The following is a 25042-nucleotide window of genomic DNA, read 5'->3' on the forward strand; positions in this document are numbered from 1 at the left end:
AGAGTAAAAACTCTAAATTATCAAGATAATTATTCGAAGTACATCTTGATCTTTTTTTCAATCAGAGTAGAGAAATTATAAAGGAAAATATACTATTTGAAGGCATGACAGGGAATGGAGAGGTATTTGGCAAATTCATAAGCAATGGAAAGGTTATAGTGAAAATGGAGTATCGCAAAACATTTTCTATGTTTAGAATGGTTGAAGAGGGCAGGGGGATTACATATGTTCATACAAAAAAAGAGACCAGCGGTGCATACTAGAAAAGCAGCATTTAACACTGGTCTCATCCTGGACTTCTTTTTAATAACAACTTCGGCATTAATCAACAACAATGTTATCAGATATTAAGATCACCGTTTGGTGAGGAAGGTCCGGTCCTAGTACATATCCTTCTGAGTAAAGTTCCAAAACGCGACTGCAAGACAGACAGCAGCCCAAACGGCCAGTATTGTTAAGGAAAATGGTAGTGTCATCCCTTCAATCGGCGGTGCTCTGCCTTCTAGATAGCCGATTAAATCAAAGTTTAAGTTTACTAAGTACTTGGAGCTCGTCCAGCTTGAACCGATGGAAGAGAGAAGTGTACCTGCGATTAACACCGCCATCATCGCTCCAATTCCAGTTGCTGTATTTTTGACTAAGACCGAAATCATCAGACTTATCGTTCCAACGACTGCTGTTACGAACCAAGCAAGACCAACTGACATGAGCAAGTATTCCCACATCGTCAATGTATGAATGAATTCAGTTGAAAATTCTCCTGTTGCAGAAGTTTGAAAACCTGTTAAGACAGGGGCAGTCCAGCCATCATATCCAAGCACGATGCCTGACACCCCATAACAGACTAAGACAGTTGCCGCCATTAAGATGGAGGTATACAGCAAAACGGTCAGCCATTTAGCCATCAGAATTTTCCACCGTTTGACCGGCCGCGACAGCAATGTTTTGATGGTGCCTTCATTATATTCTCCGCTCACAATATCAGCCATTAATATAATAATGAATAATGGCAGGACAAGTGTGATACCCTGAGAGAAGAAGATGCGAATAAACGTAGGGGCACCAGGGTAGTTCGGATTGATATCGTTATCAAGATAATACTGCTTTTGGTTCAGGTCAAACTCAAGAACCTGTCTAAAGTCTTCTTGGATGCCACTCGATGCCAGCCGGTTTTGTCGATCGACAATCTCTTGCTGAAGCTCTACTCTCCAATCAAGAATCCCTTGCTTTTCGATTTGTTCTTGGATCTGGCGGTATTGTGCGTATGTAAACATGGATACTAAAATAACGAGAATACCGATGACAACGGCTAATCGCTTTTTGGAGGCGATTTTTACAAATTCATTCCGAATTAGGCCAATCATATTTGGATTAGACAATATGATCGCCTCCTGTCAACGTGATGAATAGGTCTTCCAGTGTCTGCACTTTTCTTTCGATTGTCCATACATCGATACCTGCCTTTAATAACTCTTCATTCAGAATGGATGTTTTATTTTCATCCATAACGGTGTGGATCGTATGGTCATCGAATTGTTCAGCAGAATGAACATATGGAGATGCATTGAAAATTTCGAGCGCATGGAAGGAATCGCTGACTCTCCAATCAACACCAGAAGATAATGTGTCAACTAGATCGCTTACGTTGCCGACTCTGACAATCTTTCCATGGCTCATAATTGCCACTCGATCTGCTAGCATTTCGATTTCACTTAAAATATGGCTGGATACGAGGACAGAAAGTCCTGTTTCATCGACAAGCTTCCTAATGAATAGACGAAGGTCTTTTATCCCCATGGGATCTAGTCCATTTGTTGGCTCATCCAATATAAGCACTTCTGGACGACCTAACAAAGCTTGTGCTATACCGAGACGCTGTCGCATTCCTAAAGAGTAGGTTCGAACTTGATCGTCTACCCGTGCAGTCAAATCAACCAAATCAATGACTTCTTGAATTCGCTGCTCATCCACTCCAGGCAGCATCCGGGCAAATATCCGCAGGTTCTCACGGCCACTCAAATACTTATACAGCTCTGGATTTTCTACGATTGAGCCGAGGCGCTGCATCGCTTGAACAAAATGCTTTCTGACATCAAAACCGCAAATTTTCACCTTTCCGGAAGTGGGCTTAATCAGCCCAACAAGCATTCGGATCGTAGTCGTTTTTCCGGCACCATTTGGACCTAGGAATCCAAACACCTCTCCAGGATAGATCTCAAATGATATATGATCAATAATCGTTTTCTTCCCTATTACCTTTGTTACATTTTCCAATTCAACTGTTGGCTTTAAGTCCATAACATCACCCTATTTCTATTTTAACTAAAATAGTAGAAAATGACTCTTATAAATACTCATTTTAAGAAAAGATTGATACAATCACCATAGAAGGAGAGGTGCAATCATGAAAAAATGGTTGTTTTTTATCACAATATCCCTCGCGCTAACCGTTCTGTTTGGATATGGTCTTGTTCGTGCCTATATGGATGTTACGAATCCTCCCCAAGGGCAAATTATAGCAACTTCAGAAGAAGAGGTACCTGTTACCCCAGGTGATACGTATATTGCACTTGGAGATTCATTAACGAGGGGCGTAGGCTCAGCAAAGGGCGAAGGGTTTGTTTCACTAACTGGACAAGAACTTAAAGAAAAAAACATGATTGAACGTTTCCAGAACCTTGGTGTAAGAGGTGCAAGAATTGAAGATTTACTAGAGCAAATCAACCAAAAAGAAGTCCAAAGATCCCTTAGAGATGCCAAGATCATTACCATCACCATCGGTGGAAATAATCTATTCAATCGCGGCGAAAGTTTGGAAGATTATTCAGAAGAAGCTGCGCTTGGCATTCTTGAGGCAGAAATTCCTAACTTAGAAGAGACGTTTAAAATCGTTCGGGAACATAATCCGCATGCAGTGATCCTCTATATGGGGCTATATAATCCATTCAAGCAATCGGAGGACTCAGATTCAATGGATTCTATCATCCAAAAATGGAACGAGTCTGCTCGGACATTAGGATTAACATACAATATTCAAGTTATTGATACCTTCAACCTCGTCACTGATGCGAAACGTGATCTCTCAAGTGATGTCTTTCACCCAAATGATGAAACGTATCAGCAAATAGCTAATAGTATGTCACTTGTCATTGAAAAAACTCTCATTCAATAAGGAAAAAGTGAGCCTGCAGTTTAACAAAGGGTCTAAACAGCAGGTTTATTTTCTATGGTCAGGTTTGTTTATGAAAGGAATTGGAGGAATTATTGATGGAGTGGTCACAATGGTTGGAAGGTGGTCCTTTCCATCAAGTTAGCTTCTTGTTGGAACTTAAGGAAGAGAAAGTAAAAACAATAAAAGGTATAGTAAATAAGTTATCAAAAATCAAAAATAAAGTTGAAATCGTTGATGATGAAAACATTAATGAAATGATTGATTATTTTCATAAAGGTTACCCCTATGATGAAGAAGACCCGCAATCCATACACTTACACTCTATAAGATTAAGATTGTATGTCTATTTCTCAAGAAAGAGAAAATCGACATTGCAGATAGAAATCGTTTCTGCTAATGCAATAATAGTTGATTTTTGGTTTTATGGAGATGAATTTGATGCACCAGAATGGGACCAAATTGGCATAAAAAAAGAGGAATATACGGACTTTACAACTTTTCTTAAAGAGCTGTATTCCGTTTATGAGTTTAGAATCGGTGGACTTGCAATCGAAGAAAATGTTCTTGATTTATTTGGGTTCAATAAAACATACCCAAACGATTGTTATCGTTACGAAAACGCTACTCCTGACAATTTTATTAAAAAACCATCACCATTTTTACATATAATTTGGAATGAAAAATACAAAAAATTAAGCACTATTCCATACAAGTATGAACAGCTTGATAAGCAAGGCATCCTTATTCAAACGGGTAGATAAAGTGATTAACTTTATTTATTACCGATTGCTGATACTGAAGATTTAGCTGTCGATAGGGTAGTTTCTCTTGAGGGACTTTAACAGGCGATATGTAGATTGTTAGAAAAGTAATCCTTTTTCTTCTTCAATTAACTTATGCATATGTTCAAAATCAAAAGGTGATTTAATTTGGAATATATAGTAAAAATATCATAGTTAAAGGGGCCAGGTATGAGAGAAAAAATTGAAACTAAAATAGGAAAATTAGTAGATTTAAAATTACAGTATGTAGGACGGGCATCCAACCTCTTTTGGCTTGGTTTTGGAGATATGGTTCAAATAATTCGAAGAGGCAGAAGCGAGGAAACGGCAGAGTATGCTCTACATATCCAATGTTCATGGAGAATTACTTTGAGCGGCAAAATTTTTGTTGCTTCAAAGGATTTATATTCTCCAAGCTCACAATGGGATGGAAAAAATGAGGATTTCGACTGGGATATACAAGGGAATAATAGATTTGACGAACGTATGAAAACTTTTATAAAAGACAATGGACAATTAAAAGTATTAAAAATTGATTCTGATGAAGTTGGTGGATTAAATGTCACTTTATCTGGGGGTTACACGTTAGAAGTTTTCCCAGATAGTTCCGAAGTCGATGAACAAGGTGAACACTGGAGATTCATTAATCGAAAAGAAAACAATCCTCACTTTATTGTCACTGGAAATAGTATTGAAGAAGTTTGAATTTCAACTATCTGTGTGAAAGAACGGCTCCCATTACAGCTGTTCTGTTTATTTCTATTATTGGGGCAAGAAGAATAAGAACAGTTTTTTAAATAGATAGAATTATTGAAGTTTAAACATTTTTACTACTAAAATAACAGAAGATCTTCATATAAGGACGCTCCCAAAATGAAACCTTTCAATTATTTACTCGTATAAATTTAAAAAATGTAACCGAAGGAGTGTTTACATGTCAGGTCAATTCTTTACGGGTGATCCAATGTTTCAAATTGTCCCTATTTTTATTGGAATTATTTTTTCATAGTTATAGGTAGTATTTTATTATCAGTTACCAAAGGAGTTAACCATTGGCATAAAAATGAGCAATCTCCTACACTTAGTGTGCCGGCTATAGTTAAATCAAAACGAGCAGATGCTTTCGGAAGGTCAAATTTGCATCATCTACAAGACAACCATCACCACCATTCTTCAAGCACAAATACAAGATACTTTGTTACGTTCGAGTTCGAAGATGGTGATCGTTCTGAGTTTCATGTTTCTGGAAAAGAGTATGGTTTACTTTCGAAAGATGATATTGGAATATTAAATTTTCAAGGGACTCGATATTTAGGGTTTGCAAGGAACAAGTTGAAGAAAGAGTATACATGAACCCAGAACGAACCTCTTAAAAGGTCACGAATGTTATTCGATTTTGTGTATTTAAACTACGCTTTTGTTGAAGATCACTGAGCTGTTCTGCAGCTCTATTTTTTATATAAAAAGGGATAGGTTAGTTTAGTAAGTAGAATGGAAATAAAGGTGTTTTTGTGTTGTAACTAGAAGTAAATCTTATTCTAATAAAAAGGGAGCTCACGATTTGAATAGTCTAAAAAACAATGGCTTTCAATTTCTCGATTATATTATTACAGAAGAAACATTCATAAATGAATATCAACCTTTAGCCGGATCTTTTGCAGTTTTGAAGTGTGAAGGGAACTACCTTCTTTGCTATAACGACTTACGTAGACAATGGGAACTACCATCTGGAGCTAGAGAAAATAACGAAACACCAAAGGATTGTGCCATTAGAGAACTTAATGAGGAAACAGGACAACATGTAACTAATCTAGAGTTCAAAGGTTTATTAAAGGTGAAAAATACTGCGAGTGGAAACATAAAGTATAATCCAGTTTACTTTACTACAATTGAAAGACTGCAACCATTTAAGAAGAATGATGAAACTTCAGAAATAAAGCTATGGGACCTTAATGAAGAAATTGGTTACATTGATTCGGTAGATATGAAAATTTTTGACTATCTTTAAGTTCGATTTGAAAGAACTAAAAATTAAAGAGCACTCGGTGTAAACAATCTGCTTATTTTGAACCAGCTGCCATTGAGGCAGCTTTTTCTAATTAACTAAAGGTGCAGTTTAGTTAAAGAAGAAATGATTGTAACTGAACAAGTCAAACTAAACCTAAATGTAATTTTTAGGTGATGAAAATGGATAAAAGTCCATGGGAAGCATATACCCCCGTTGAGATAGTTACAAAATAAAGAATTTTAGTTAACAATTACAAAGATGTGAATGAATGTACAGAAACAAACGGGCTCTATGTTCAAGATCAGTAGCTAATTTAGGCAGGTTTGATGAAGAATGATATTTGAAAAAGTAAAATGATTTGAGTGATATTTCAAAAAATCTGATGTTAGGGAATTGTTTTAATTGATTAATTTTTGTTTTAGAGTTAAAATTACTTTGAAATAAAGATAACTTAATTAAAAATTTTAGGGGGTAAAAATATGGAGAACTACATTAAAGATAAAGTAATAGTTATTACTGGTGCAGGCAGCGGTTTTGGAAAAATAATTTCTGAAATGACTGCTGAACTAGGGGGAAAAGTAGTTGCCGCAGATATTAATGAAGATGCTTTAAAAACAGTTGTAGAAAATCTTAAATCAAAAGGGCAAACAGCAGAATATGTTGTAACAGATGTTACACAAAAAGAGCAAGTGGACAATATGGCGAAATTTGCAGTTGAAACTTTTGGTCGTATAGATGTATTAGTTAATAACGCTGGGATTATGCCTTTATCGTTCTTTGCTGATCACAAAAAAGCAGCAGGTGCTTGGGATAAAGTAATTGACATTAATCTTAAAGGTGTTGTTTACGGCATTAGTGCAGTCTATGACCAAATGATGGAACAAGAACAGGGACAAATAGTTAATATTTCTTCTATTTATGGAAATTATGGTATTTATGGTTCTGGTGTTTATTCTGCAACAAAAGCTGCAGTTAAAGTCATCTCTGACTCTTTACGTGTTGAAGCAAATGGGAAAATTAAAGTATCTACTGTAAAACCAACTGGTGTTGCTGGTACAAATCTAGGTAATTCCGTTATAAATCCTGAAGCACAGATTGGTTTAGCTGGTCACAATGGAAATGAATATTTAAATAAACTAGAAAAATTTGTAAATGGAGATATATCAGAAGAAGAATTAGATAAAAACAGCACAAAGCTATTCTTTATCTCTCCTGAAGACTTAGCTAGAAATGTTGTCTTTACAATCAACCAGCCTTGGGGTGTAAATATTAGTGATATTACAGTACGTGCTACTGGAGAAAAATATGTTTTTTAGAAGATAAAGGCGACGTGTGAGAATTTCTTTTCACACGTCTTTTTTATTATGTTTTACATTTATAAAAACCTTTCCAGAATCTTGGTTGTGATTAATTAATACAAAAAAGGTCCTTGCACTTGACGTAACGTCAAGTGATAAAGTTCAAAAGGAAAGGGAGTGAGATGAATGACAATGGAAAAAAATTATGCCATTGGAGAATTTTCGAAACTGACAGGAATAACTGAACGCACACTGCGTCACTATGATCAAATTGGCCTATTGAAACCTTCGGAATACACAGAACAGGGGCATCGGAAGTATAACAATACATCCATTGCGCAACTTCAAAAAATATTAGTCTTAAAATTTTTGGATTTGTCACTAGAGGAGATCTCCGAATATCTTAAGCAGCCTGAGCAGGATTTTTCAAAGACACTGATCACTCAGGCAAAAATGCTAGAAGAAAAACGAAAACAGATTGATGTAGTTTTACAGGCCATTGCCTCTGTACAAAGAACCATATCAGAATCAGAAGTCGTCGATCATGATACACTGCTTGTGCTTATTCATGCTTTGAAAAATGAAGAAGCACGAAACCGCTGGATCAATGAGCATGGGGCGGACTCGATTTATCATAAGTTACAATCGTACACTGCTCGACTTGACTTGGATAAGGAAATGACCATGTGGACTAGTAAAATGAAGCGATTCATTCAAGAAGGAAAAAAACCTAATGATCCTGAGGTGCTAAATCATACCGAAGCCATGATATCCAATATGAAGGCGACAGTCAAACCTCTTATAGACGATGAAATGATAAAACAGCTCGAGAATAATGAAGATTCTTATGAAAACCCTAATCCTTATTTATTTCCTAGTGCTTTTAACAAAGAAGAGGAAACGTTTATGGAAATGGTTATTGAGGAACTGATTAGCAGGAAAATAGCCCTTCATCAGGACGGAAAGAAAGATTTGTAAAGATAACAAAGGTGCTTCTTCAAAATAGGACGCTCTTCTTTATTAAGAAAGCGTCTATTTGTATAAAATTAAGTTTAATGAGGTTTTATGGAAGGAAGGGGCAGCATGCCTGCAGTAAAAAGAAATAGCAAATACAAGCATGTAAAGATGTAAGCCCCCTTTCTATGATTAGGAGGGCTTATTTACTAACGGGGCAGGGTTTGTTGAAGAAGGAATAATGAAAGGGCGTGACGAATACTGATTCAACAACGAGGAATTTTATGGGAAGTAATCTTTTCATTTTTCTTGCTGTATTGGGTATTGTGTTTATTATGTTTACACCTGTTATTTCCAAATAAAATAAACGAATTTCCAACATAGAGAGAAGGTAAATCAAAGAAAAGACATACCTTTTAAAACTAACAATGCTTAGTTCAAAGTACATCTGCCAAACTATGCAGTTGTTCTTATTACTTAAAAGGGCAGATTAGTTGAATAGACCTGTGGTAATAATGATCCGGAGGTTGGGATATGAACAAGAAAGAAATAGTTAGTATCATTGTTCTTATTATTATTATAGTAGGCAACTTTTTATATGAACAATCAAAGAAAACCACATATGAAGAAGTGATGGCAAATTTAATTGAAGAGGGTGAAGAGGTTGAGCAAATAACGGTTTATAGCCAAATACCACTTGTTACGAAAACGGCTTCAACTACAATAGATGACCAAAAATTAATAAATAATATTTTTAACCAACAAATTAAACTAAAAAAGATTGATCCACTAAAACTCCCAGTAATATTGACTACTTTAGTAATTAAAACTAATAAAGACTCATATGTAATTGGGTTTGATGGGAATAGCATTATGATTGGCTCTACAAGATACATAACAACGAATCCGCAGGTCAATCCGATAGTAATGATGTTAGTAAAGGAAGATTTAGAATGGGAAATAATAGAGTATACACCATTCAGTTGGAAATAACAGATATGTAATTAAATATGACGGTGTAATAGTTACTTTTCTTCAATGGGTGCTTATATTCAAGACAGCTGCCAATTCAGGTGACTTTTCTTTTTTCAATAAAGAGGCAGGTTAATGTAATAACAATTGCGAATCATCTTATGAATCCGAATGAGTATTTAATTGTCTTGGAGGTTTAATATGGAGTTTTATCAATTTAATAAGGAAAGTGGTAAGAAGATCTCAAAATTTAATTCAGACTTTGTAATGTCTAGTATTGTTCAAACTGTAAAGGCAACTCATGTAGGTTGCATGTACTTACAAGAAAACGGAGTTATTGGCTATCATCAAGCAGTAGTACCTCAACTTCTTTTAGTCATGAATGGAGAAGGTTTTGTTCGAGGTGATAAAGAAGAATACACGAAAGATCAATCAGGAGATGCTGTTTTTTGGGAAAAAGATGAATGGCATGAAACTAAAACTGAAACAGGATTAATTGCTATTGTTATTGAAAGTGAAGAACTAATTCCCTCATCATTTATGCCTTTAAATAAAGCAAAAAATAAATTTTAAACTATAAATTCTTTAGGAGAGGATAATTTGAATTGGAAACTTCCAATTTCGGTTAAAGGAATTATCTTCAGCAATGACCAAGTAATCTTACTAAAAAATGAACGTAATGAATGGGAATTGCCTGGTGGTAGGTTAGAGCAAGGAGAAACACCAGAGGAATGTGTCATTAGGGAAATTCGAGAAGAATTAGGACTTTCATGTTTAATAAACAACTTAATTGATATATGGGTTTATGAAGTAATAGAAGGAAAGCATGTACTGATTGTTACTTACTTGTGTAACTGCACGGAGATATGGAATGTTAAAATTAGTGATGAACATTCAATGTTTGATTGGATTTCAATTGAGGAGATTAATACCGTTAATTTGCCCAAAGGTTACGTGAACTCGATTAGAAAGGCAAATTACTTAATAAACATGTGACGTTGCTCTTTCCAAAACACTAGCCCCTCTCTATGATTAGGAGGGCTTTTTTCACTAACGGGGGCAGTCCTCAAATAAGGAAGTCCTTTTTCTTATGGAACAAACGGGATAGCTTAGCTGATAGGTATAACTAAAAAGTACTCCAACGGATATTAATGGTTGAAGCACTTTAATACATTAATTATTGTGCACTTGCCTCTTCATTTGAGCGTTTATTTCCTTTATAAATAAAATAAAGAGCAATAATCATAAACAATAATGCAAACCAACGTTTAGTATCAAGGGAGAGAACTAAACTATTAAACCAACCAAAATGATCAATTGCGATTCCACTGACCAATTGTCCGAAGATAACAGTAATACTGGTTGCAATAACACCAATTTTCGGAACTGCAAAGACGTTAAAAAGTAAAAAAATCACCCCTAAAAATACCGCACTTAATTGCCAAACGGGCACTTCAAAGATAGCGAATATATCTCCATGACCAAAGAAGAGAATCATTATAGCTAAAATCATAGTACCGGTGACAAAGGTTAACAATGTGGTTTCAATAGTCCCTGCCTTACGACTAAATGTACCATTAATGGCTGATTGTGCACTCAATGTAATTCCACCAAGTAGAGTGAAAAGAATCATAATTATACCCATGTTTTACCTCCTAATTAACTAAAATAAGAGCTATTATCATTGAAATAACAGCAAATATCTTCTCTTTATTAATTGATGATTTCATATTTCCGAGCCATCCGTAGTGTTCTATGACCATACTCATTATTAATTGACCAATAATAACAGCGACCATTGTTATACCAACACCAACAAATGGAACACTAATTACAATTGCTGTTAAATAAACAACTCCTAATGCACCTCCAAGGAGTGTCCATTTTGGTGCTTCAACTACATACGAAATCTTGCCTTTACCAAAAAACAACCACAGTAGTCCAACTATAATTGCACCTACAAAAAAATTATAAAAACTTGTTTCGAGCTTACCTATTGTTTTACCTAGTTCGCCGTAAATAGCTCCTTCGAAGCTAAGGGCTACCCCCGCGAATAAAGCAAAAATATATGCAATGTACCGCATTATTAAAATCCTCCCAATAAATATATCTATATATTTAAATATCCAGAATTGTCGATGTGTTAATTAAAAAATAACGAAGTTCTAATTAGATCTCCGTTTTAAAATATTCAGCTAACTTACGAATAGTTTCCTCATCTCTTCTATAATAAGTCCACTTTCCATAACGAACAGATTCGAGTAAACCTGCTTGCTGCATCATATTTAGGTAGTGAGATACCGTAGATTGAGAAATTTTAGCTTTTTCTTGGATGTCCCCAACACATACTCCGCCTTTATAACTAACCTCCTTTGGAAGATGAGCCCCTTGTTTGGGGAAGTGCTTCTCCGGTTCTTTTAACCACTGTAAGATATTAAGTCGAGTGTCGTTAGATAGAGCTTTAAATACATCGATAGTATTCATAAACCTTATTATATCTATTTATCTCGATATGTCAAATTGAAAAATCAACAAACAAAAGAATTTATCACACTTAAATGTTATTAGGTTTTTGAATGAATACAGTTATCTTTGCTAATCGAGTAGTGAAGGAAATTAACAGAGATCCTATTTCATTATTTTTTGGTTTAGCCTATCCTATTATTTTACTTATACTTTTATCAGTGATTAACAGCAGCATCCATGTGGACTTATTTAATATTTCTTCATTAGCACCGGGTATTGCAGTATTTGGCGTTTCCTTTATGTAGAGCTGCCAAACCAGGTGGCTTTTTCATATTGAATATAAGAGGCAGGTTAGTTGAATAGAGAAAGCAAAAACATCCCCTAAATCACAAATTAATTCAGGGGTATTTCTATACTAAGTGAAATACTTCTCTTAGTAGATTTTTCACTTATTTCCTAGTTAATTCTGATCTAATCAAGTCCTTATGGGCATTTTTTCCATTCGATCCTTTTTTAAAATTTACAATTAAAGAGATTTGGGTGTTGCTATTGTTCCATTTCAAGTAGGCTGAGATCAAATGATATCTTTTTCGACCATTGTCAAAACAATCTGGACTGAATTCCAAGCAGCCCCTTTTAATAAATTATCTGATACGATCCAGAGGTGGAAACCATATGGATTGTCAGGGTCTTTCCGAACCCTTCCAACAAACGTTTCTGTTTTTCCGGCTGTGTAAATAGGCATTGGATATAGTTGTTCACTTGGAGAATCCTGCAAAATAACGCCTGGTGCAGAAGATAATACATTTCTTATTTCATCAACAGTTGCTACTCGTTCCAATTCAATATAAACAGATTCAGAGTGGCTACTTACAACTGGCACTCTGACACAAGTGGCAGCCATTTTCAGGTTAGAATCTTCGAATATCTTCTTGGTTTCTTGAATTATCTTTACCTCTTCAAAGGTGTAATCATTTTCAGTAAATACATCTACTTGCGGAATTACATTAAAAGCAATTGGATAATGTTTTTTATCTTTTTTTGCAGGCATTATAGAAGCGGTTGCCTCTTCACCCGCGAGTAATTTCATTGATTGATCTTTTAACTCATTAATTGCATGTATTCCAGTTCCTGATACAGCTTGATATGTAGAGACAATGATTCTTTCTAAACCAAATAATCTTCTAATCGGCTGAAGCGCTGTCACCATTTGTAAAGCAGCACAATTTGGTACTGCAATAATACCCTTGTGTTTAATAAGAGTATGTGCATTCACTTCTGGAACAACAAGTGGAACATCAGTTGACATACGATATTCGCTAGTATTATCAATTACAACTGCGCCACTATCGACAGCGAATCTTACTAAATGTCTAGAAACTTCTCCGCCAGCACTAAAAAATGCAATATCAACACCCTTAAAGCTTGTTTCCTCCGCTTCCTTAATTATGATTTCTCGACCTTTAAAAGAGATTTTCTTACCAGCAGATCGCTTCGATGAAAGAAGAGTGACTTCGTTTATATCAAATTGAGTTATATGCTCCAGCAAGTTAATAATTTTCTGGCCAACTGCACCAGTAGCACCTACAACAGCGATATGATAGCTCTTTTTCCTCATATTATTCTCCTCCGATAATCAATTTTTAGAAGTGGAATAGATCAATTTTTAATTCCTACTTTTACTATAATGGAAGAGTTGTTATTTGATAAATTGAATTATATGATATAGTCATTCATAAATTATGATACTAAAAAGAGGTTTAGCTATGGAAATGAGACATGTTAAGACTTTCTGTGCTGTCGTTAAATATGGTGGATTCTCAAAAGCAGCACGCGAATTAGATTATGCACAATCCACTGTAACAACGCATATTAAGGCTTTGGAGAACGACTTACAATCTCCACTTTTCGATCGGTTAGGAAAAAAAGTACTTTTAACAAAATCTGGGCATCATTTTCATCCGTATGCGTTAGAATTACTTGCGATTTACAAAAAAGCACAAGAAATCCCACAAGATAGCAATCATCCTGAAGGTACGCTTACTATTACTGCGAATGAATCTTTAGCTGTCTATCGATTACCAAATATCTTACAAAAATATAAACTGATAAATCCTAAAGTGAATATTATTCTTGAGACGGGAACAAATGAACAAGCAATTAAGAAGCTGAGAGATGGAGAAACAGATATAATTTTTTTGATTGGACAATCAATGGAATACGATGAGCTCATTACGACTACTTTGTTTGATGAGACCTTAGGTTGGGTTTTACCGACTGACTTAGCTTCATGTGATAATCCATTAAAGATATTAAAGGATTATCAGTTTATCTATACAGAGAGAAATTGTGGGTACAGAACCATGGTGGATAATTACATACGTATGAGTGGACAGTTGCCTGACAGAACATTTGAAAGTTCAAGTATTGAAGTTATTAAACAATCAGTTTTGTGCGGGTTGGGCCTTGCTATTCTTCCTTATATTGTTGTGAAAGAAAATTGTAACAATAACGAATTAATCTTTAAGCCAATTGAAGCATCACAACTTATTAAAAGTAATGTGATCTATCATAAATCCAGGTGGATATCTCCAGTACTACAATCTTTTCTTAGTATATTAGAAGAAAGAGCAATATAATTTATGATTGAATAACAGTAATTTTTATAGATTACTCAGTTCGTTCGATGTAATTTGAAACGATTTTAAAGAGCCTTGCTACGTATAAAATGTAGCAAGGCTCTTGCTTAAAATAGTTAAATAAAAAATTAAGCGAAATTAAACAACTTCATTATTTCTATATGGGGTAGCGTCAGTAAAATGCTGATTTACAACGTTAAGGAAAATACCAGATTAAAAAACCCAAAATCAAATTTTTTTATATCAAATTTTGCTTTCGTTTTTTCCGCGTTTTACTACCGGGACCCCGTTATGAAGTAGTTGGTGTAATAGAAGAACATCCTAATAAAGATAACCAGCAGTATTACCTTTCAAAGAAACTTACTTATTAAGATATCTTATTCAACTTACTAGCGCATTTCTTCAAGATCAGCTGCCAAATATGGCGGCTTTTCTTATGTAACAAGCGGGGCAGGATAGTGAAACAAGAATATGGAATTATTTTTATAGAATATAGAATTAGATTTAGGTGAAGAATTTGCTAGGCTATCTTTAGAAGAGACTATGAAGAATATAGTAGGGAAGATTACAATGGACATACCAATGTATAAGAATTGATAGCTGCATATTCATTTAAATAAGATCTCTATTATATTTTCGGACTTACTGAAAATATGAAATTTCAACTATTAAAGATAAAGGAGAGTACCATGTATACAATCGGACAAGTGGCTAAATTTTTGGATGTATCTAGAGATACCCTGAAATTCTATGAGGAAAAGGAGTTAGTCAAGCCTAAGCAAAATAGTGAGAATGGTTACAGAAAATATAATCATTTTGATATATATGATATTACATCCGTCAACTTCTACAGAGAAATTGATATTGAAATAAAGAAAATACAAGAATTAAAAAGAAGTAAGAGTATAGAGGGAATACAATCGGTTATAGAAGAGAAAGAACAAGAGGTTTTGGAAATAATAGAATATAACAAACTGCTGTTAAAAAAGCTTCAGAGTGTAAAAGAAGATTGTGAAAACATCAGGAATTTTTTAAATACATACACAATAAAGGCAATGAATCCTTTAGAAATTAAAGGCGAAATGAAGCATTATACCTCATATGAGGAATATGACACCCTAAAAGAAGGCACAGACAATTTTAAAAAAGCAGTTATTCTCACATCTTTAAGAAGAGTAATAAGTTTCAATGAAGAAGGTATTCTTGAAGATAAATTTGTCATTGTAAAAAAAGTAAAAGATGGTGACAAAGCAATAGAAGGTGAAATACTATCTCATCCAAAATGTATTTATACAGTTGTTGAAGATGGAAGATGGTCAACAGGTGGGAAAAACACTGACCATAAAGTTGAAGCAAGTTTAAGAAAAGCAGCAAAAGAAAAAGGGTATGAACTATTGGGGCTTGCTTATATAAATCTATTGCTTACCACATATGAAGATGGACTTGAACGTATTTTTTTGGAAATGTATGTACCAATAAAGTGAATCTAGATTTTGAATATACTTCACCTAACTCTTAGATAGAGGAACAAATAAAGTCTAAACATTCTATGATTACAGGTAGAGTCTTATTGTCCACTTATCGAAAAAATAATACAGAAATTGTATTGACCTGTGTCTAACCCCTAGGTTTAAGCTGAAGGTATTCGTTAATATAAGCGGTATGGTATTGGCGAGATACTTCGTTATAAGCGGGTGATCTGTATGAGCATAGAAAAGAAATTAAAAAATCCGGTAGCAAGTTTTATTCTGCTAACCAATATCATTTTTTTACCACTTTTTTGTCTGGTAGGGGCCATAAAGCTATTGGGATTTCCTACATGGGTTTTTGATTTAGCAAAATGTATATCTGCTTGGTCTTCCACATTTGCTTTTGCAATATTATTTAAAAAAATCTTTCCTGGGCAGAGCTTTATAGGTTTTGTTAAAAATAAATTCAAGACTAAAATTAAATTAACTGTAATCCTTTCTGTTTGTATGATTCAATTGGCAATATTTATAATCATTTTGGTTCTCATAATGAATAAAAGGGAAGTTGACTACATTTTTACTATATCTTCATGGGGAATGCTGTTCTATTACTTTTTTAGAAACCTACTGTCTGGACCACTAGGTGAAGAGTTAGGGTGGAGAGGTTTTGCTCAAGTTGAGCTTCAAAAGAGGTATTCGCCATTAAAAGCTTCAATTATCATCGGCTTTTGGTGGGGATTGTGGCATCTGCCTATGTGGCTGACTACAGGGTTTTGGGGCATGGGTTTGATTATTTATATCTTATCCTTTATGATCTCAATCATATCTACTTCAATTATCATGACAGCATTTTATAATTTAAATCGGAATTTAATCATTCCTATCATCATCCATCAATTCTTTAATTTTTATATTGGCTTAATAAACGGAAACTTAATTGATTTGATTATGTATAACGCAATTTTTTACTTAACAACAGCAACTTTAATTATCATTATCAACCCCAAAAAAGTATTGTATGGCATGAAGGTTCCTAACATAAATAATGAAGAGAAATACAGTATTTAGTGATCTTATGTTCAGTTATATCCTTTGACTATTTTAAGCTAATAATTTAAGATCAGGCTGCTACTGGAACAATTTTTTATAGTAAATAAATAATTTTATTTTAAACTATTGGGTAGTAATACTCAAAACCAGCTTTCTTTTTCTATAATATGACAATTTTTTGAAGGAACGTACTTAACAGGAGTGCTGTTCTTCAAGGTAAGCTGCCAAATTAGGCAGCTTATCTTATCTGACTAACGGGGCAGTTTTTGTTAAAGAAGAAAGGAAGCGAAACTATTTGCTTTTACTTCCGTAATACTTACCACAGAAGAAAATCAAAGAGAGGATGATTCCTTTGAGCATGGATGACCAAGAAAAAACGCGGAAAAAAGAGTTGGAAAACAATCCTATGGGCAATTTTTCTGACGCAGTAAACCGTGCGATGTTTGGTGATCCTTCAGCATTAGTAAAAGGTTGTTGTCTTACAAAAATTTTTACGACTCTGATAATCATCTTAGGGTTTGTCATACTGTCACAATGTTCTTATTAAAGTAAAGGTGGCAGGATAGTTCAATATGGATTGTAGGGGAACATAAAAAAAACACCATTAGTCTATTGTTTATATACAATTGTTTTATCTCCCAACTATAATTCGAAAAATATCCTATATTTGGTATACTGTTAATTAGAATGACTACTACCCATTTATTAAGTACAATGTTTCAAGTAATGAAAAAATAATAATCAATTAACAAAATAATACCGTTGAAGAGGATGGTTCGAATGACAAAAACATCAGTAACAATACTTAATATGAAACGAAAATTTGATGTTCCTGCAGAAAAAGTGTTTGAAGCATGGACTTTCGCAGAAATAAACAAAAAATGGATGTTCACCATGGAACATACGAATAAAGTAGCAAAGAGTGATCTTCGTGTCGGTGGAACATGGGAAATTGTTGATCACCGAAATGGGAAAGATTACCGAGCTATTGGAGAATATAAAGTTGTGGAACCACCAACAAAGCTTGTTTTCACATTCAAAATGCCTCAATTTAGTGATTTAGAAGACGACATTACAGTAGAGATCGAACCGCATGTAACAGGCTGTGAAATGAGCTTCACACAAGAAATCAACGTAATCCATGAAGAAGGTTGGACCACAGAAGATATTGAAAAAGCACATGAAGATTGGAAAAAAGAGACCGAGCAAGGTTGGCATTACATGTTTTTAGGTTTGAAGGAATTATTAGAAACAGGAAAAATTACATACCCTTCATTTTAATATAAATTAAAGGTAACAGAGTTTTTACTTAATATGGATAAGCCTTTCATATGAAAAGATGTTGGGAATAACATAACTTTTCTTAAATAAGAAGGGCTTTTTATATTCATACCAAATATTGTATTGAAACTCTTTAGAAGAGAGTGTGAAGTTTTCTACTTACACTAACGGGTGCTTATATTCATCATCAGCTGCCAAAACAGGTGGCTTTTTCTTATTCTATAACAGGGGCAGGTAGGATTCCAAAGTATTACTATGTTTTTAGGTCTGGACTCTAAATTCCACTATTGACCTTAGAGCCTCCTCCAATGTTAATGTTGTATTTGAGGAGTGGTGAACATGCAAATTAAAGACTTTGCTGAGAAATATCAATTGCAGGCTGATACAATTCGTTATTATGAGAAAGAGAATATATTAATGCCAAAAAGACGCTCAAATGGGTATCGAGAATATGATGAAGAATGTGAAAGACAGATTCAGCTGATCATCGTGTTAAAAGAATTAGGATTTTCTTTAAAAGAAATACAACAAGTACTTACTCTTAGAAAAGAAGCCGTATCAACTAGTTGCAACAATTCAACAGTTTTGTTATTAGATGAAAAAATAATTAAAATTGAAGATAAAATCCAGTTTTATCAGCAATCTTTGAAAATAGTACAAACACTTAAAGAACTAGTAAGTGATGAGAAATATTTACAAAATAAAAAGGTTATTGAAGAATTGATAGACCTGTTTTTTAAGATGGTTCAAGAGAGGGGATGACATGAATATGAAACAAGTGGTGCGTATTGAAAACGGAATTGCCTTTGCCCTTTCATTTTATATTTATACACAGTTAGACCTTCCAATCTGGTTGTTTTTTGTCTTATTATTCATACCTGATATCACAATGATTGGATATGTAATTAACAATAAAATAGGTGCAATTGTTTATAATTTGGGGCATAGCTTAGTGTTACCTCTTCTTTTAGTCATAGGTTACTTCTTATTCTTTTTAAATGATTATCTGCTTCTCATCACCATCATTTGGCTTGCGCATATTTTTATGGATAGATTATTAGGTTTTGGATTGAAATATGGAAATTCTTTTAAGGATACACATATTCATAAGCTTTAATAAAGATAAGTTAAGAAAGAATATATTTAATAAAAGAAACCGATTTGTGAAGATATCTACCTAAACTAACGGGTGCAGAACCTTTCAAAAAAATCGTACATATTTAGTAATCGCAATCCCATTCTGATCAATTTTTCAGAATGGATTTTTTAGTTCCATATGCTATGGCCTCTTTTTTTCGAACTTTATTTCAAAGCTACATCTGGCTCCTGGTTGCCCAATGTAACATCCCTTTTGCTTTTCTACGTTATCTTTAAGATTTTAAATGGTTACTTCAAATTACTTCAAATATTGAAGCCTCTTATAAGAGTTGTTTCGAACATGCTATTTTAGTTAGTGATCCGGTTTTATCACGCAAGAAATTAGTTTGCATTTATATGGAGAGTTTAATTACATTCCTTAATGTTCAAATATTCCCTTTGATCAATAGGAATAGGAGTCCACTTAAACACGGTGTTTGCAAAAAGAAGATAAGATTATCGAGAGCATCATTATAACTTTCTAGCATTTTTGGTCTACCCCTTAATAAAAAATATCTTGACAGTTGTTATCAGTAAGTGTTAGTTTATAAAACGTAACAATTACGATTTATATAAGGGTGAGGAGAGGTAAAATGAAGAAGCTTTTGTTTAGCATTTTGTTCCTAAGTGTATTCCTAGTGGCATGCCAAGGAACAACGAATGAAGTATCACAAGAAGGAAACGCAGAATCAGAAGAACATGAAAAAGAAGGACATAATCATGATCATGATGGAGAGGCTCCAGAGGGTGTGACAATTGAAGGGCTAGCTGATCATTATCATACCGGTGATGAAATTAAATTAACAGCTGTGTTGGATGAAGAAACAGAACATGATCATTGGCACTGGTATAGTCGAGAATCTGCTGATGAAGAATGGAGTAGTGTTGAAGGACAGCTAACTGAAATCTTTACAGGTAAAGCAGAGATTAACGGATTAGAAATCAAAGCTGTTTTATTTGATGATGAGCATAATCAAATTGTGCAATCACATCCTGTGAAAATTACCATTGATGACCATCATGGGCATGATGAAGCTAGCAAGCAAATTTATCAAGGCTATTTCGAAGATAACCAGGTAAAAGACCGAGAGTTGTCAGATTGGGAAGGTGATTGGCAGTCTGTCTATCCATACCTACTATCAGGTGATTTGGATGTAGTATTCGAACATAAGGCAGAAAATGGAGAGATGACTGCTGAAGCTTACAAAGAGTATTATACTCATGGTTATGTAACAGACGTTGGTCGCATCCTTATTGAAGATAATGTTGTCACTTTTTTTGAAAATGGCGAAGAAAATTCAGGAGAATATGTTGCAGATGGGTACGAAATCCTTCAGTATGAAAAAGGGAATAGAGGAGTGCGCTTTATCTTTAAATTAGCAAATGGTGCAGAGAATATGCCTCAATACATTCAATTTAGTGATCATAATATATTCCCAGTTGAGTCTCACCATTATCACTTATATTGGGGCGATGATCGTGAAGCATTGTTAGAAGAAGTAGAACATTGGCCAACATACTATCCTTCTGAATTAGATGCTGCTGGATTAGTGCGGGATATGCTAGCACATTAATTATTTTTTAAAAGATTGAGATTTTATAAACTTTAAATCGTAATAATTTCGTTTTGGATACTGTTCATCGGTATGATTACATAGAAAAAAGAGAGGGCTTGTTGCACCCTTCTTCATATCTTGTACAATTTAAATGTAAGAATATCGATCATCATGATCATTACGATTAAACAAAAGCGGAGGATTTTTTTTGCGATATTAATCGTAATGATTATGATTTATTTTAAGGTTCAAATCATTCACTCCTACAGATGAAGTCTTGAGTGAAAGCAGTAAGTGAGTATTTGTCATCTCGTTAACGACTTTACTTGACCATATAGTACTAATGGGAACATCCATAGATCACATAATTACAAAATCGATATCTAGAATCGGTGAACCCTAAAGAAGCCCTAATTATGTTGGGTATTTCATTGTAATAAAAATGCGAAAATGATTAGTTCCTATAATCCTTGTATGACCATTGGGTAATGGTTAAGTAAGGAGGGTGTGACATAATCATTTTGAGTCACAGAGTATGCTTAGCATTCACCTTTTACTTTGTTTTATAAAAAACATGCTTTCCATATCTTCAGCTGTAATAGGACGGCTGAAGTAATAGCCTTGTGCTTCGTTACAGTGTCTTTGTTGTAAGAACTGTAGCTGTTCTCCTGTCTCTACGCCTTCTGCAATGACTTTTAAATTCAAGTTATGGGCCATTGTAATGATTGTTTCTACGAGAGAGGCATCTTTTGGATCGGTGTAAATGTTTCTGGTAAAGCTCTGATCAATTTTTAAAGTGTGAATGGGCATTGACTTCAAATAATTAAGAGATGAATAACCAGTACCAAAATCATCGATTGATAAATAGACGCCCATGTCCTGCAATTTTTGCATTTTATCTAGTGCATTCTTGGAATCTTGAATAATACTTTCAGTGAGCTCTAGTTCAAGGTATTGCGGTTCTAGTCCAGTTTCCTTTAAGATGTTATTCACTCTGTGGACAAGGTCACTTTGCTGGAACTGACGGGAGGAAATATTCACAGACATCCGAAGTTTTGGATAGCCTTGCTCTTGCCATTTTTTATTTTGCTTGCATGCTTCATGTAGAACCCATTCTCCCATTTGTAAGATTAGTCCAGTCTCTTCTGCAACTGGAATGAACTCAACGGGTGAGATTGCACCTAATTCCGGATGATTCCAGCGAAGAAGTGCTTCTGTACCAATGATTTCACCTGAGGTTACATCGATTTGTGGCTGATATACGACCTTGAACTGACTATGCTCTAGGGCCTTACGTAAGCCAACCTCTAACATCATTCTCCGTGTAACAGCTTCGTTCATTTGCGGTGTGTAAAATTGAAAATGATTTTTTCCGAGTTCCTTGACTTGATACATGGCTGTATCAGCATTTTTGATAAGAGTCTCTATATCTGTTCCGTCTGTTGGGTACATGGCAATGCCAATAGATGGTGTAATATAAAGTTCTTGGTCTTTTAGAATAAAAGAAGTATTAAGTGCTTCAACAATCGCTTTTGCCACCATTGTCACTTCAACTACTGTCGCTTGCGGGAGTAAGACAATGAATTCATCGCCACCTTGTCTTGCTACTGTGTCTTGATTTCCTAAAAACGACTGAATCCGCTGGGCGACCTCTATTAACAATTTATCCCCTACAGCGTGTCCAAGCGTATCGTTAATGTATTTAAAGCGATCAAGATCAATAAACATAATACTTAGTGATTGCATGTTTTGATTAGCTTGCTCCATAGCTAATGTTAAGCGGTCATTTAATAATCGCCTGTTTGGAAGTCCAGTAAGAGGGTCTAAGTACACCATCTGATTAATACGCTTTTCATTTTTCTTTCTACCAGTAATATCACGAATGATGCTACTGAAAAAAACCTTTTCCTCTTCCTTCCACGCGGCTAGCGATAATTCAATTGGAATTTCGGTACCATCTTTTTTGACGCCTTCTAATTCTACTGTTTTCCCAATGAATCTTTGCTCTTCAGCTGATAAGTAATTATCCATTCTTTGTTGCAGTTCTTGCTGGTATCTCTTGGGAAGAATGGTTTGTAAACTCTCGCCAACTATTTCCGCTTTGCTAAAGCCAAAGGTCGATTCAGCAGCAGAGTTCCAGGAAATAATGGACCCTGTATGATCACATAGAATGATCGCATCATTAGCAGATTCAATGACGGATAAAAATCGTCTCTCAGAAAAAATTGCCTGTTTTTCAAACCGACGATCAAACATCGTACTTAAAAAGACAAATCCTAATAAGAGAAGAATGACAATTCCAATTCCATAAGCTAAATAAGTATTTTTGAGTGGTTCAACACCTTCAAAGTGATGATGATGTGCTTCATAACTCGCTCCGGCCATCCCTGTGTAATGCATACCAGCTATTGCAATACCCATAATGAGCGAGCAAAGTATTTTTCGCCACCATATATTTTTTGCTCTCTGGTTGTTAATGACAAATGAAATAAGATGAATCGCAACTATTGATGCAACAAATGCAATGAGGAGAGAGGCTGCATAGAGGATAGGGTTATAGACGATTGTGGCGTCCATAATCATCGCTTCCATCCCAATATAATGCATAGAACCAATTCCTACGGCCATAAAGAATCCACCAATTAACACATGAATTTTCTTTAGATCAGTTCTACTAATAATATATAAAGCTACTCCAGACGAAAGAATTGCTGGGATGATGGAGATGATCACAATTCGATAATCATAGTGAACGGGTATATTTAGGTGAAACGCCAGCATCGCAACAAAGTACATGGCCCATATTCCCATTCCCATCGCTAATGCACCTGCACTTCCCCAAGCTAAACGTAAATGCGATTCTGCTTTACGAACTTGTACACCTAGATCTAGCGCGGCATAGGATGCTAAAACGGCAATTAAAATGGAGAGCATGATCAGTGAAAGATTGTAAGTACTTGTTATTAATTCCATAGGTTTAAAGATTTCCTTTATTAATGTTTTGGGTATATTTTATCACTTATTAATTGTGTTTATAGTAATTAATTCGGATAAAGTCTAAATAGATTTAGAGGTTAAAAGTGGCAATTGTTACAAAACAAAAAACTGTACGTAAGGTCACTCCTGTTTTGTTACGCTCTAGTATCTTGCAAGTAGCTCTATAAAAATCAACGTTTCCCCCATTTTAAGAGTAGATAAGGGGAAGTGAAAGGTTAAATCAGACGGTGACGAATCTGGTCAGCTTTTAAATGCACATCCGTATCACGATGAAAACATTTATGGAACCAATTTCTTATTTTAAGGCTCCAGAGAGTGAGCTCAACATTTCTTTTTTCGAATCATTGAGTAAATGCTATAAGCCAAAACCTGCAATAATTTTACAGACTTTGGCTTATGCTTGAATGTAAATAAGCTAAAAGAGTAATGCTCTATTCTATTGTTTCTTCGCAATAAAAAATAGCCGTTTGAAGGTGAAGATGATCTCCCCGTTTTTCTGCTTTGGATAAGCTTCAGCAAACTTATCTAGCAACTCGGATAGGAATGCTTGCTTTTTTTGCTCATCTGAATTTAGCGCTTTTAAATATGGAAGTAGCTTTGTGCCTTTTACCCACTCTAAAATTTCGCTATGCTTTTTCATTCGGTGGTAATATGTCGTTTCCCAGATGGAGAACTGATCTGTAAGTTGTGATAGGATGTCAAAATAATCTTGGCTAGGAAGTTTATTCGTTTGAGCATATTCGTTATCTGTGAATCCCCACTTACGGTTATTGACAACTTCGTCAATTGCTAGAAAGGCTGGAGCTTCTTCATTAATCGGCATCTGAACTGCAAGTGACCCACCGGCTTTTAAGAGTGCGAACATGTCTGATAACAGTTTTTGATGATTTGGAATCCACTGAATAACGGCATTTGAAAACACAAGATCATAATCGTTGTCTAAGTCGGATAAATCTGTGGCAGCATCATATTGATCGAAGCGCAATTTAGGGTATTTTTTTCTTGCTGCTTCAACCATATTAGATGAGTAATCAATGCCATAAACACTAGCATTAGGGTAACGATTGTATAGCTGCTCTGTGCTATTTCCTGGACCACAGCCTATATCAATAATCTTATTCGGATTCTCCAATTCAAGTCGATGAACTAAGTCAATTGACGGCTGTGTACGCTCATCCCCGAATAACATATATTGCTTTGAATTCCAATGATTACTCATTAAAACCCCTCCCAATGAATAATAATTTCTATCTTAAACTAT

26 protein-coding genes are annotated in these 25042 nt (G+C 34.8%); 18 read left to right on the plus strand and 8 right to left on the minus strand.

Annotated features, from left to right (window positions below; genetic code table 11):
* Positions 1-380 precede the first annotated feature (380 nt).
* Positions 381-1364 (minus strand): ABC transporter permease, encoded by a 984-nt coding sequence (locus AC6F34_RS06880; protein ID WP_500770959.1) that lies wholly within the window; start codon positions 1362-1364, stop codon positions 381-383.
* A 7-nt stretch (positions 1365-1371) separates the two neighbouring features.
* Positions 1372-2298 carry an ABC transporter ATP-binding protein gene (locus AC6F34_RS06885; protein ID WP_500770383.1) on the minus strand — a complete coding sequence of 309 codons (927 nt, stop codon included), beginning with the start codon at positions 2296-2298 and terminating at the stop codon, positions 1372-1374.
* Between the two features lie 106 nt (positions 2299-2404).
* On the opposite strand from AC6F34_RS06885, the gene AC6F34_RS06890 reads away from it, so the two are divergent.
* The 10 genes from AC6F34_RS06890 to AC6F34_RS06935 all read left to right on the plus strand — a co-directional run bounded on the left by AC6F34_RS06890 (position 2405) and on the right by AC6F34_RS06935 (position 10182).
* Complete coding sequence (locus AC6F34_RS06890) at positions 2405-3172, plus strand: SGNH/GDSL hydrolase family protein (protein WP_500770385.1); 768 nt, start codon at positions 2405-2407, stop codon at positions 3170-3172.
* Between the two features lie 95 nt (positions 3173-3267).
* Positions 3268-3933 carry a hypothetical protein gene (locus AC6F34_RS06895; RefSeq protein WP_500770387.1) on the plus strand — a complete coding sequence of 222 codons (666 nt, stop codon included), beginning with the start codon at positions 3268-3270 and terminating at the stop codon, positions 3931-3933.
* 210 nt (positions 3934-4143) lie between these two features.
* On the plus strand, positions 4144-4659 hold the full coding sequence (locus AC6F34_RS06900; RefSeq protein WP_500770389.1) for a hypothetical protein: 516 nt from the start codon (positions 4144-4146) through the stop codon (positions 4657-4659).
* Positions 4660-4974: 315 nt separating this feature from the next.
* Positions 4975-5307, plus strand: coding sequence for a DUF2500 domain-containing protein (locus AC6F34_RS06905; protein WP_500770961.1), 333 nt, complete (start codon positions 4975-4977; stop codon positions 5305-5307).
* A gap of 208 nt (positions 5308-5515) precedes the next feature.
* Positions 5516-5962, plus strand: coding sequence for an NUDIX domain-containing protein (locus AC6F34_RS06910; protein ID WP_500770391.1), 447 nt, complete (start codon positions 5516-5518; stop codon positions 5960-5962).
* A 479-nt stretch (positions 5963-6441) separates the two neighbouring features.
* Positions 6442-7278, plus strand: coding sequence for an SDR family oxidoreductase (locus tag AC6F34_RS06915; protein WP_500770393.1), 837 nt, complete (start codon positions 6442-6444; stop codon positions 7276-7278).
* Positions 7279-7446: 168 nt separating this feature from the next.
* On the plus strand, positions 7447-8238 hold the full coding sequence (locus AC6F34_RS06920) for a MerR family transcriptional regulator (protein ID WP_500770395.1): 792 nt from the start codon (positions 7447-7449) through the stop codon (positions 8236-8238).
* A gap of 510 nt (positions 8239-8748) precedes the next feature.
* On the plus strand, positions 8749-9207 hold the full coding sequence (locus AC6F34_RS06925; RefSeq protein ID WP_500770397.1) for a hypothetical protein: 459 nt from the start codon (positions 8749-8751) through the stop codon (positions 9205-9207).
* Positions 9208-9387: 180 nt separating this feature from the next.
* Complete coding sequence (locus AC6F34_RS06930; RefSeq protein ID WP_500770399.1) at positions 9388-9759, plus strand: cupin; 372 nt, start codon at positions 9388-9390, stop codon at positions 9757-9759.
* Between the two features lie 27 nt (positions 9760-9786).
* Positions 9787-10182: an NUDIX hydrolase gene (locus AC6F34_RS06935; protein ID WP_500770401.1), complete on the plus strand. Its 396-nt coding sequence runs from the start codon at positions 9787-9789 to the stop codon at positions 10180-10182.
* A 181-nt stretch (positions 10183-10363) separates the two neighbouring features.
* Here the strand turns inward: AC6F34_RS06935 and AC6F34_RS06940 are convergent, their stop codons facing one another.
* From AC6F34_RS06940 to AC6F34_RS06955, 4 genes are all read right to left on the minus strand, one after another.
* Positions 10364-10831, minus strand: a complete 468-nt coding sequence (locus AC6F34_RS06940; protein ID WP_500770403.1) for a DMT family transporter — start codon at positions 10829-10831, stop codon at positions 10364-10366.
* 10 nt (positions 10832-10841) lie between these two features.
* Positions 10842-11270 (minus strand): DMT family transporter, encoded by a 429-nt coding sequence (locus AC6F34_RS06945; protein ID WP_500770405.1) that lies wholly within the window; start codon positions 11268-11270, stop codon positions 10842-10844.
* An 85-nt stretch (positions 11271-11355) separates the two neighbouring features.
* Positions 11356-11670: an ArsR/SmtB family transcription factor gene (locus tag AC6F34_RS06950; RefSeq protein ID WP_500770407.1), complete on the minus strand. Its 315-nt coding sequence runs from the start codon at positions 11668-11670 to the stop codon at positions 11356-11358.
* A gap of 556 nt (positions 11671-12226) precedes the next feature.
* Positions 12227-13270 (minus strand): aspartate-semialdehyde dehydrogenase, encoded by a 1044-nt coding sequence (locus tag AC6F34_RS06955; protein WP_500770409.1) that lies wholly within the window; start codon positions 13268-13270, stop codon positions 12227-12229.
* 148 nt (positions 13271-13418) lie between these two features.
* Here AC6F34_RS06955 and AC6F34_RS06960 point away from each other — a divergent pair, with 148 nt between their 5' ends.
* From AC6F34_RS06960 to AC6F34_RS06995, 8 genes are all read left to right on the plus strand, one after another.
* A complete protein-coding gene (locus AC6F34_RS06960) occupies positions 13419-14291 on the plus strand; it encodes a LysR family transcriptional regulator (protein WP_500770411.1) in 873 nt (290 codons plus the stop codon).
* A 689-nt stretch (positions 14292-14980) separates the two neighbouring features.
* Positions 14981-15775: a MerR family transcriptional regulator gene (locus AC6F34_RS06965; RefSeq protein WP_500770413.1), complete on the plus strand. Its 795-nt coding sequence runs from the start codon at positions 14981-14983 to the stop codon at positions 15773-15775.
* Between the two features lie 219 nt (positions 15776-15994).
* Positions 15995-16828, plus strand: a complete 834-nt coding sequence (locus AC6F34_RS06970; protein WP_500770415.1) for a CPBP family intramembrane glutamic endopeptidase — start codon at positions 15995-15997, stop codon at positions 16826-16828.
* Positions 16829-17168: 340 nt separating this feature from the next.
* Positions 17169-17357, plus strand: a complete 189-nt coding sequence (locus tag AC6F34_RS06975; protein WP_500770963.1) for a DUF6366 family protein — start codon at positions 17169-17171, stop codon at positions 17355-17357.
* A 233-nt stretch (positions 17358-17590) separates the two neighbouring features.
* On the plus strand, positions 17591-18091 hold the full coding sequence (locus tag AC6F34_RS06980; RefSeq protein WP_500770417.1) for an SRPBCC family protein: 501 nt from the start codon (positions 17591-17593) through the stop codon (positions 18089-18091).
* 339 nt (positions 18092-18430) lie between these two features.
* Positions 18431-18853, plus strand: a complete 423-nt coding sequence (locus AC6F34_RS06985; protein WP_500770419.1) for a MerR family transcriptional regulator — start codon at positions 18431-18433, stop codon at positions 18851-18853.
* Position 18854: 1 nt separating this feature from the next.
* The gene (locus AC6F34_RS06990) at positions 18855-19208 is read left to right on the plus strand and encodes a DUF4260 domain-containing protein (RefSeq protein WP_500770421.1); all 354 of its coding nucleotides are present in this window, start codon (positions 18855-18857) and stop codon (positions 19206-19208) included.
* A 613-nt stretch (positions 19209-19821) separates the two neighbouring features.
* Positions 19822-20802 carry a metal-binding protein ZinT gene (locus AC6F34_RS06995; RefSeq protein WP_500770423.1) on the plus strand — a complete coding sequence of 327 codons (981 nt, stop codon included), beginning with the start codon at positions 19822-19824 and terminating at the stop codon, positions 20800-20802.
* 528 nt (positions 20803-21330) lie between these two features.
* On the opposite strand, the gene AC6F34_RS07000 is transcribed toward AC6F34_RS06995, so the two are convergent.
* On the minus strand, positions 21331-23757 hold the full coding sequence (locus tag AC6F34_RS07000; protein WP_500770425.1) for a bifunctional diguanylate cyclase/phosphodiesterase: 2427 nt from the start codon (positions 23755-23757) through the stop codon (positions 21331-21333).
* A gap of 460 nt (positions 23758-24217) precedes the next feature.
* On the minus strand, positions 24218-25000 hold the full coding sequence (locus AC6F34_RS07005) for a methyltransferase domain-containing protein (protein WP_500770427.1): 783 nt from the start codon (positions 24998-25000) through the stop codon (positions 24218-24220).
* Between the last annotated feature and the right edge of the window lie 42 nt (positions 25001-25042).

Source organism: Niallia sp. CD-39, assembly GCF_059874745.1.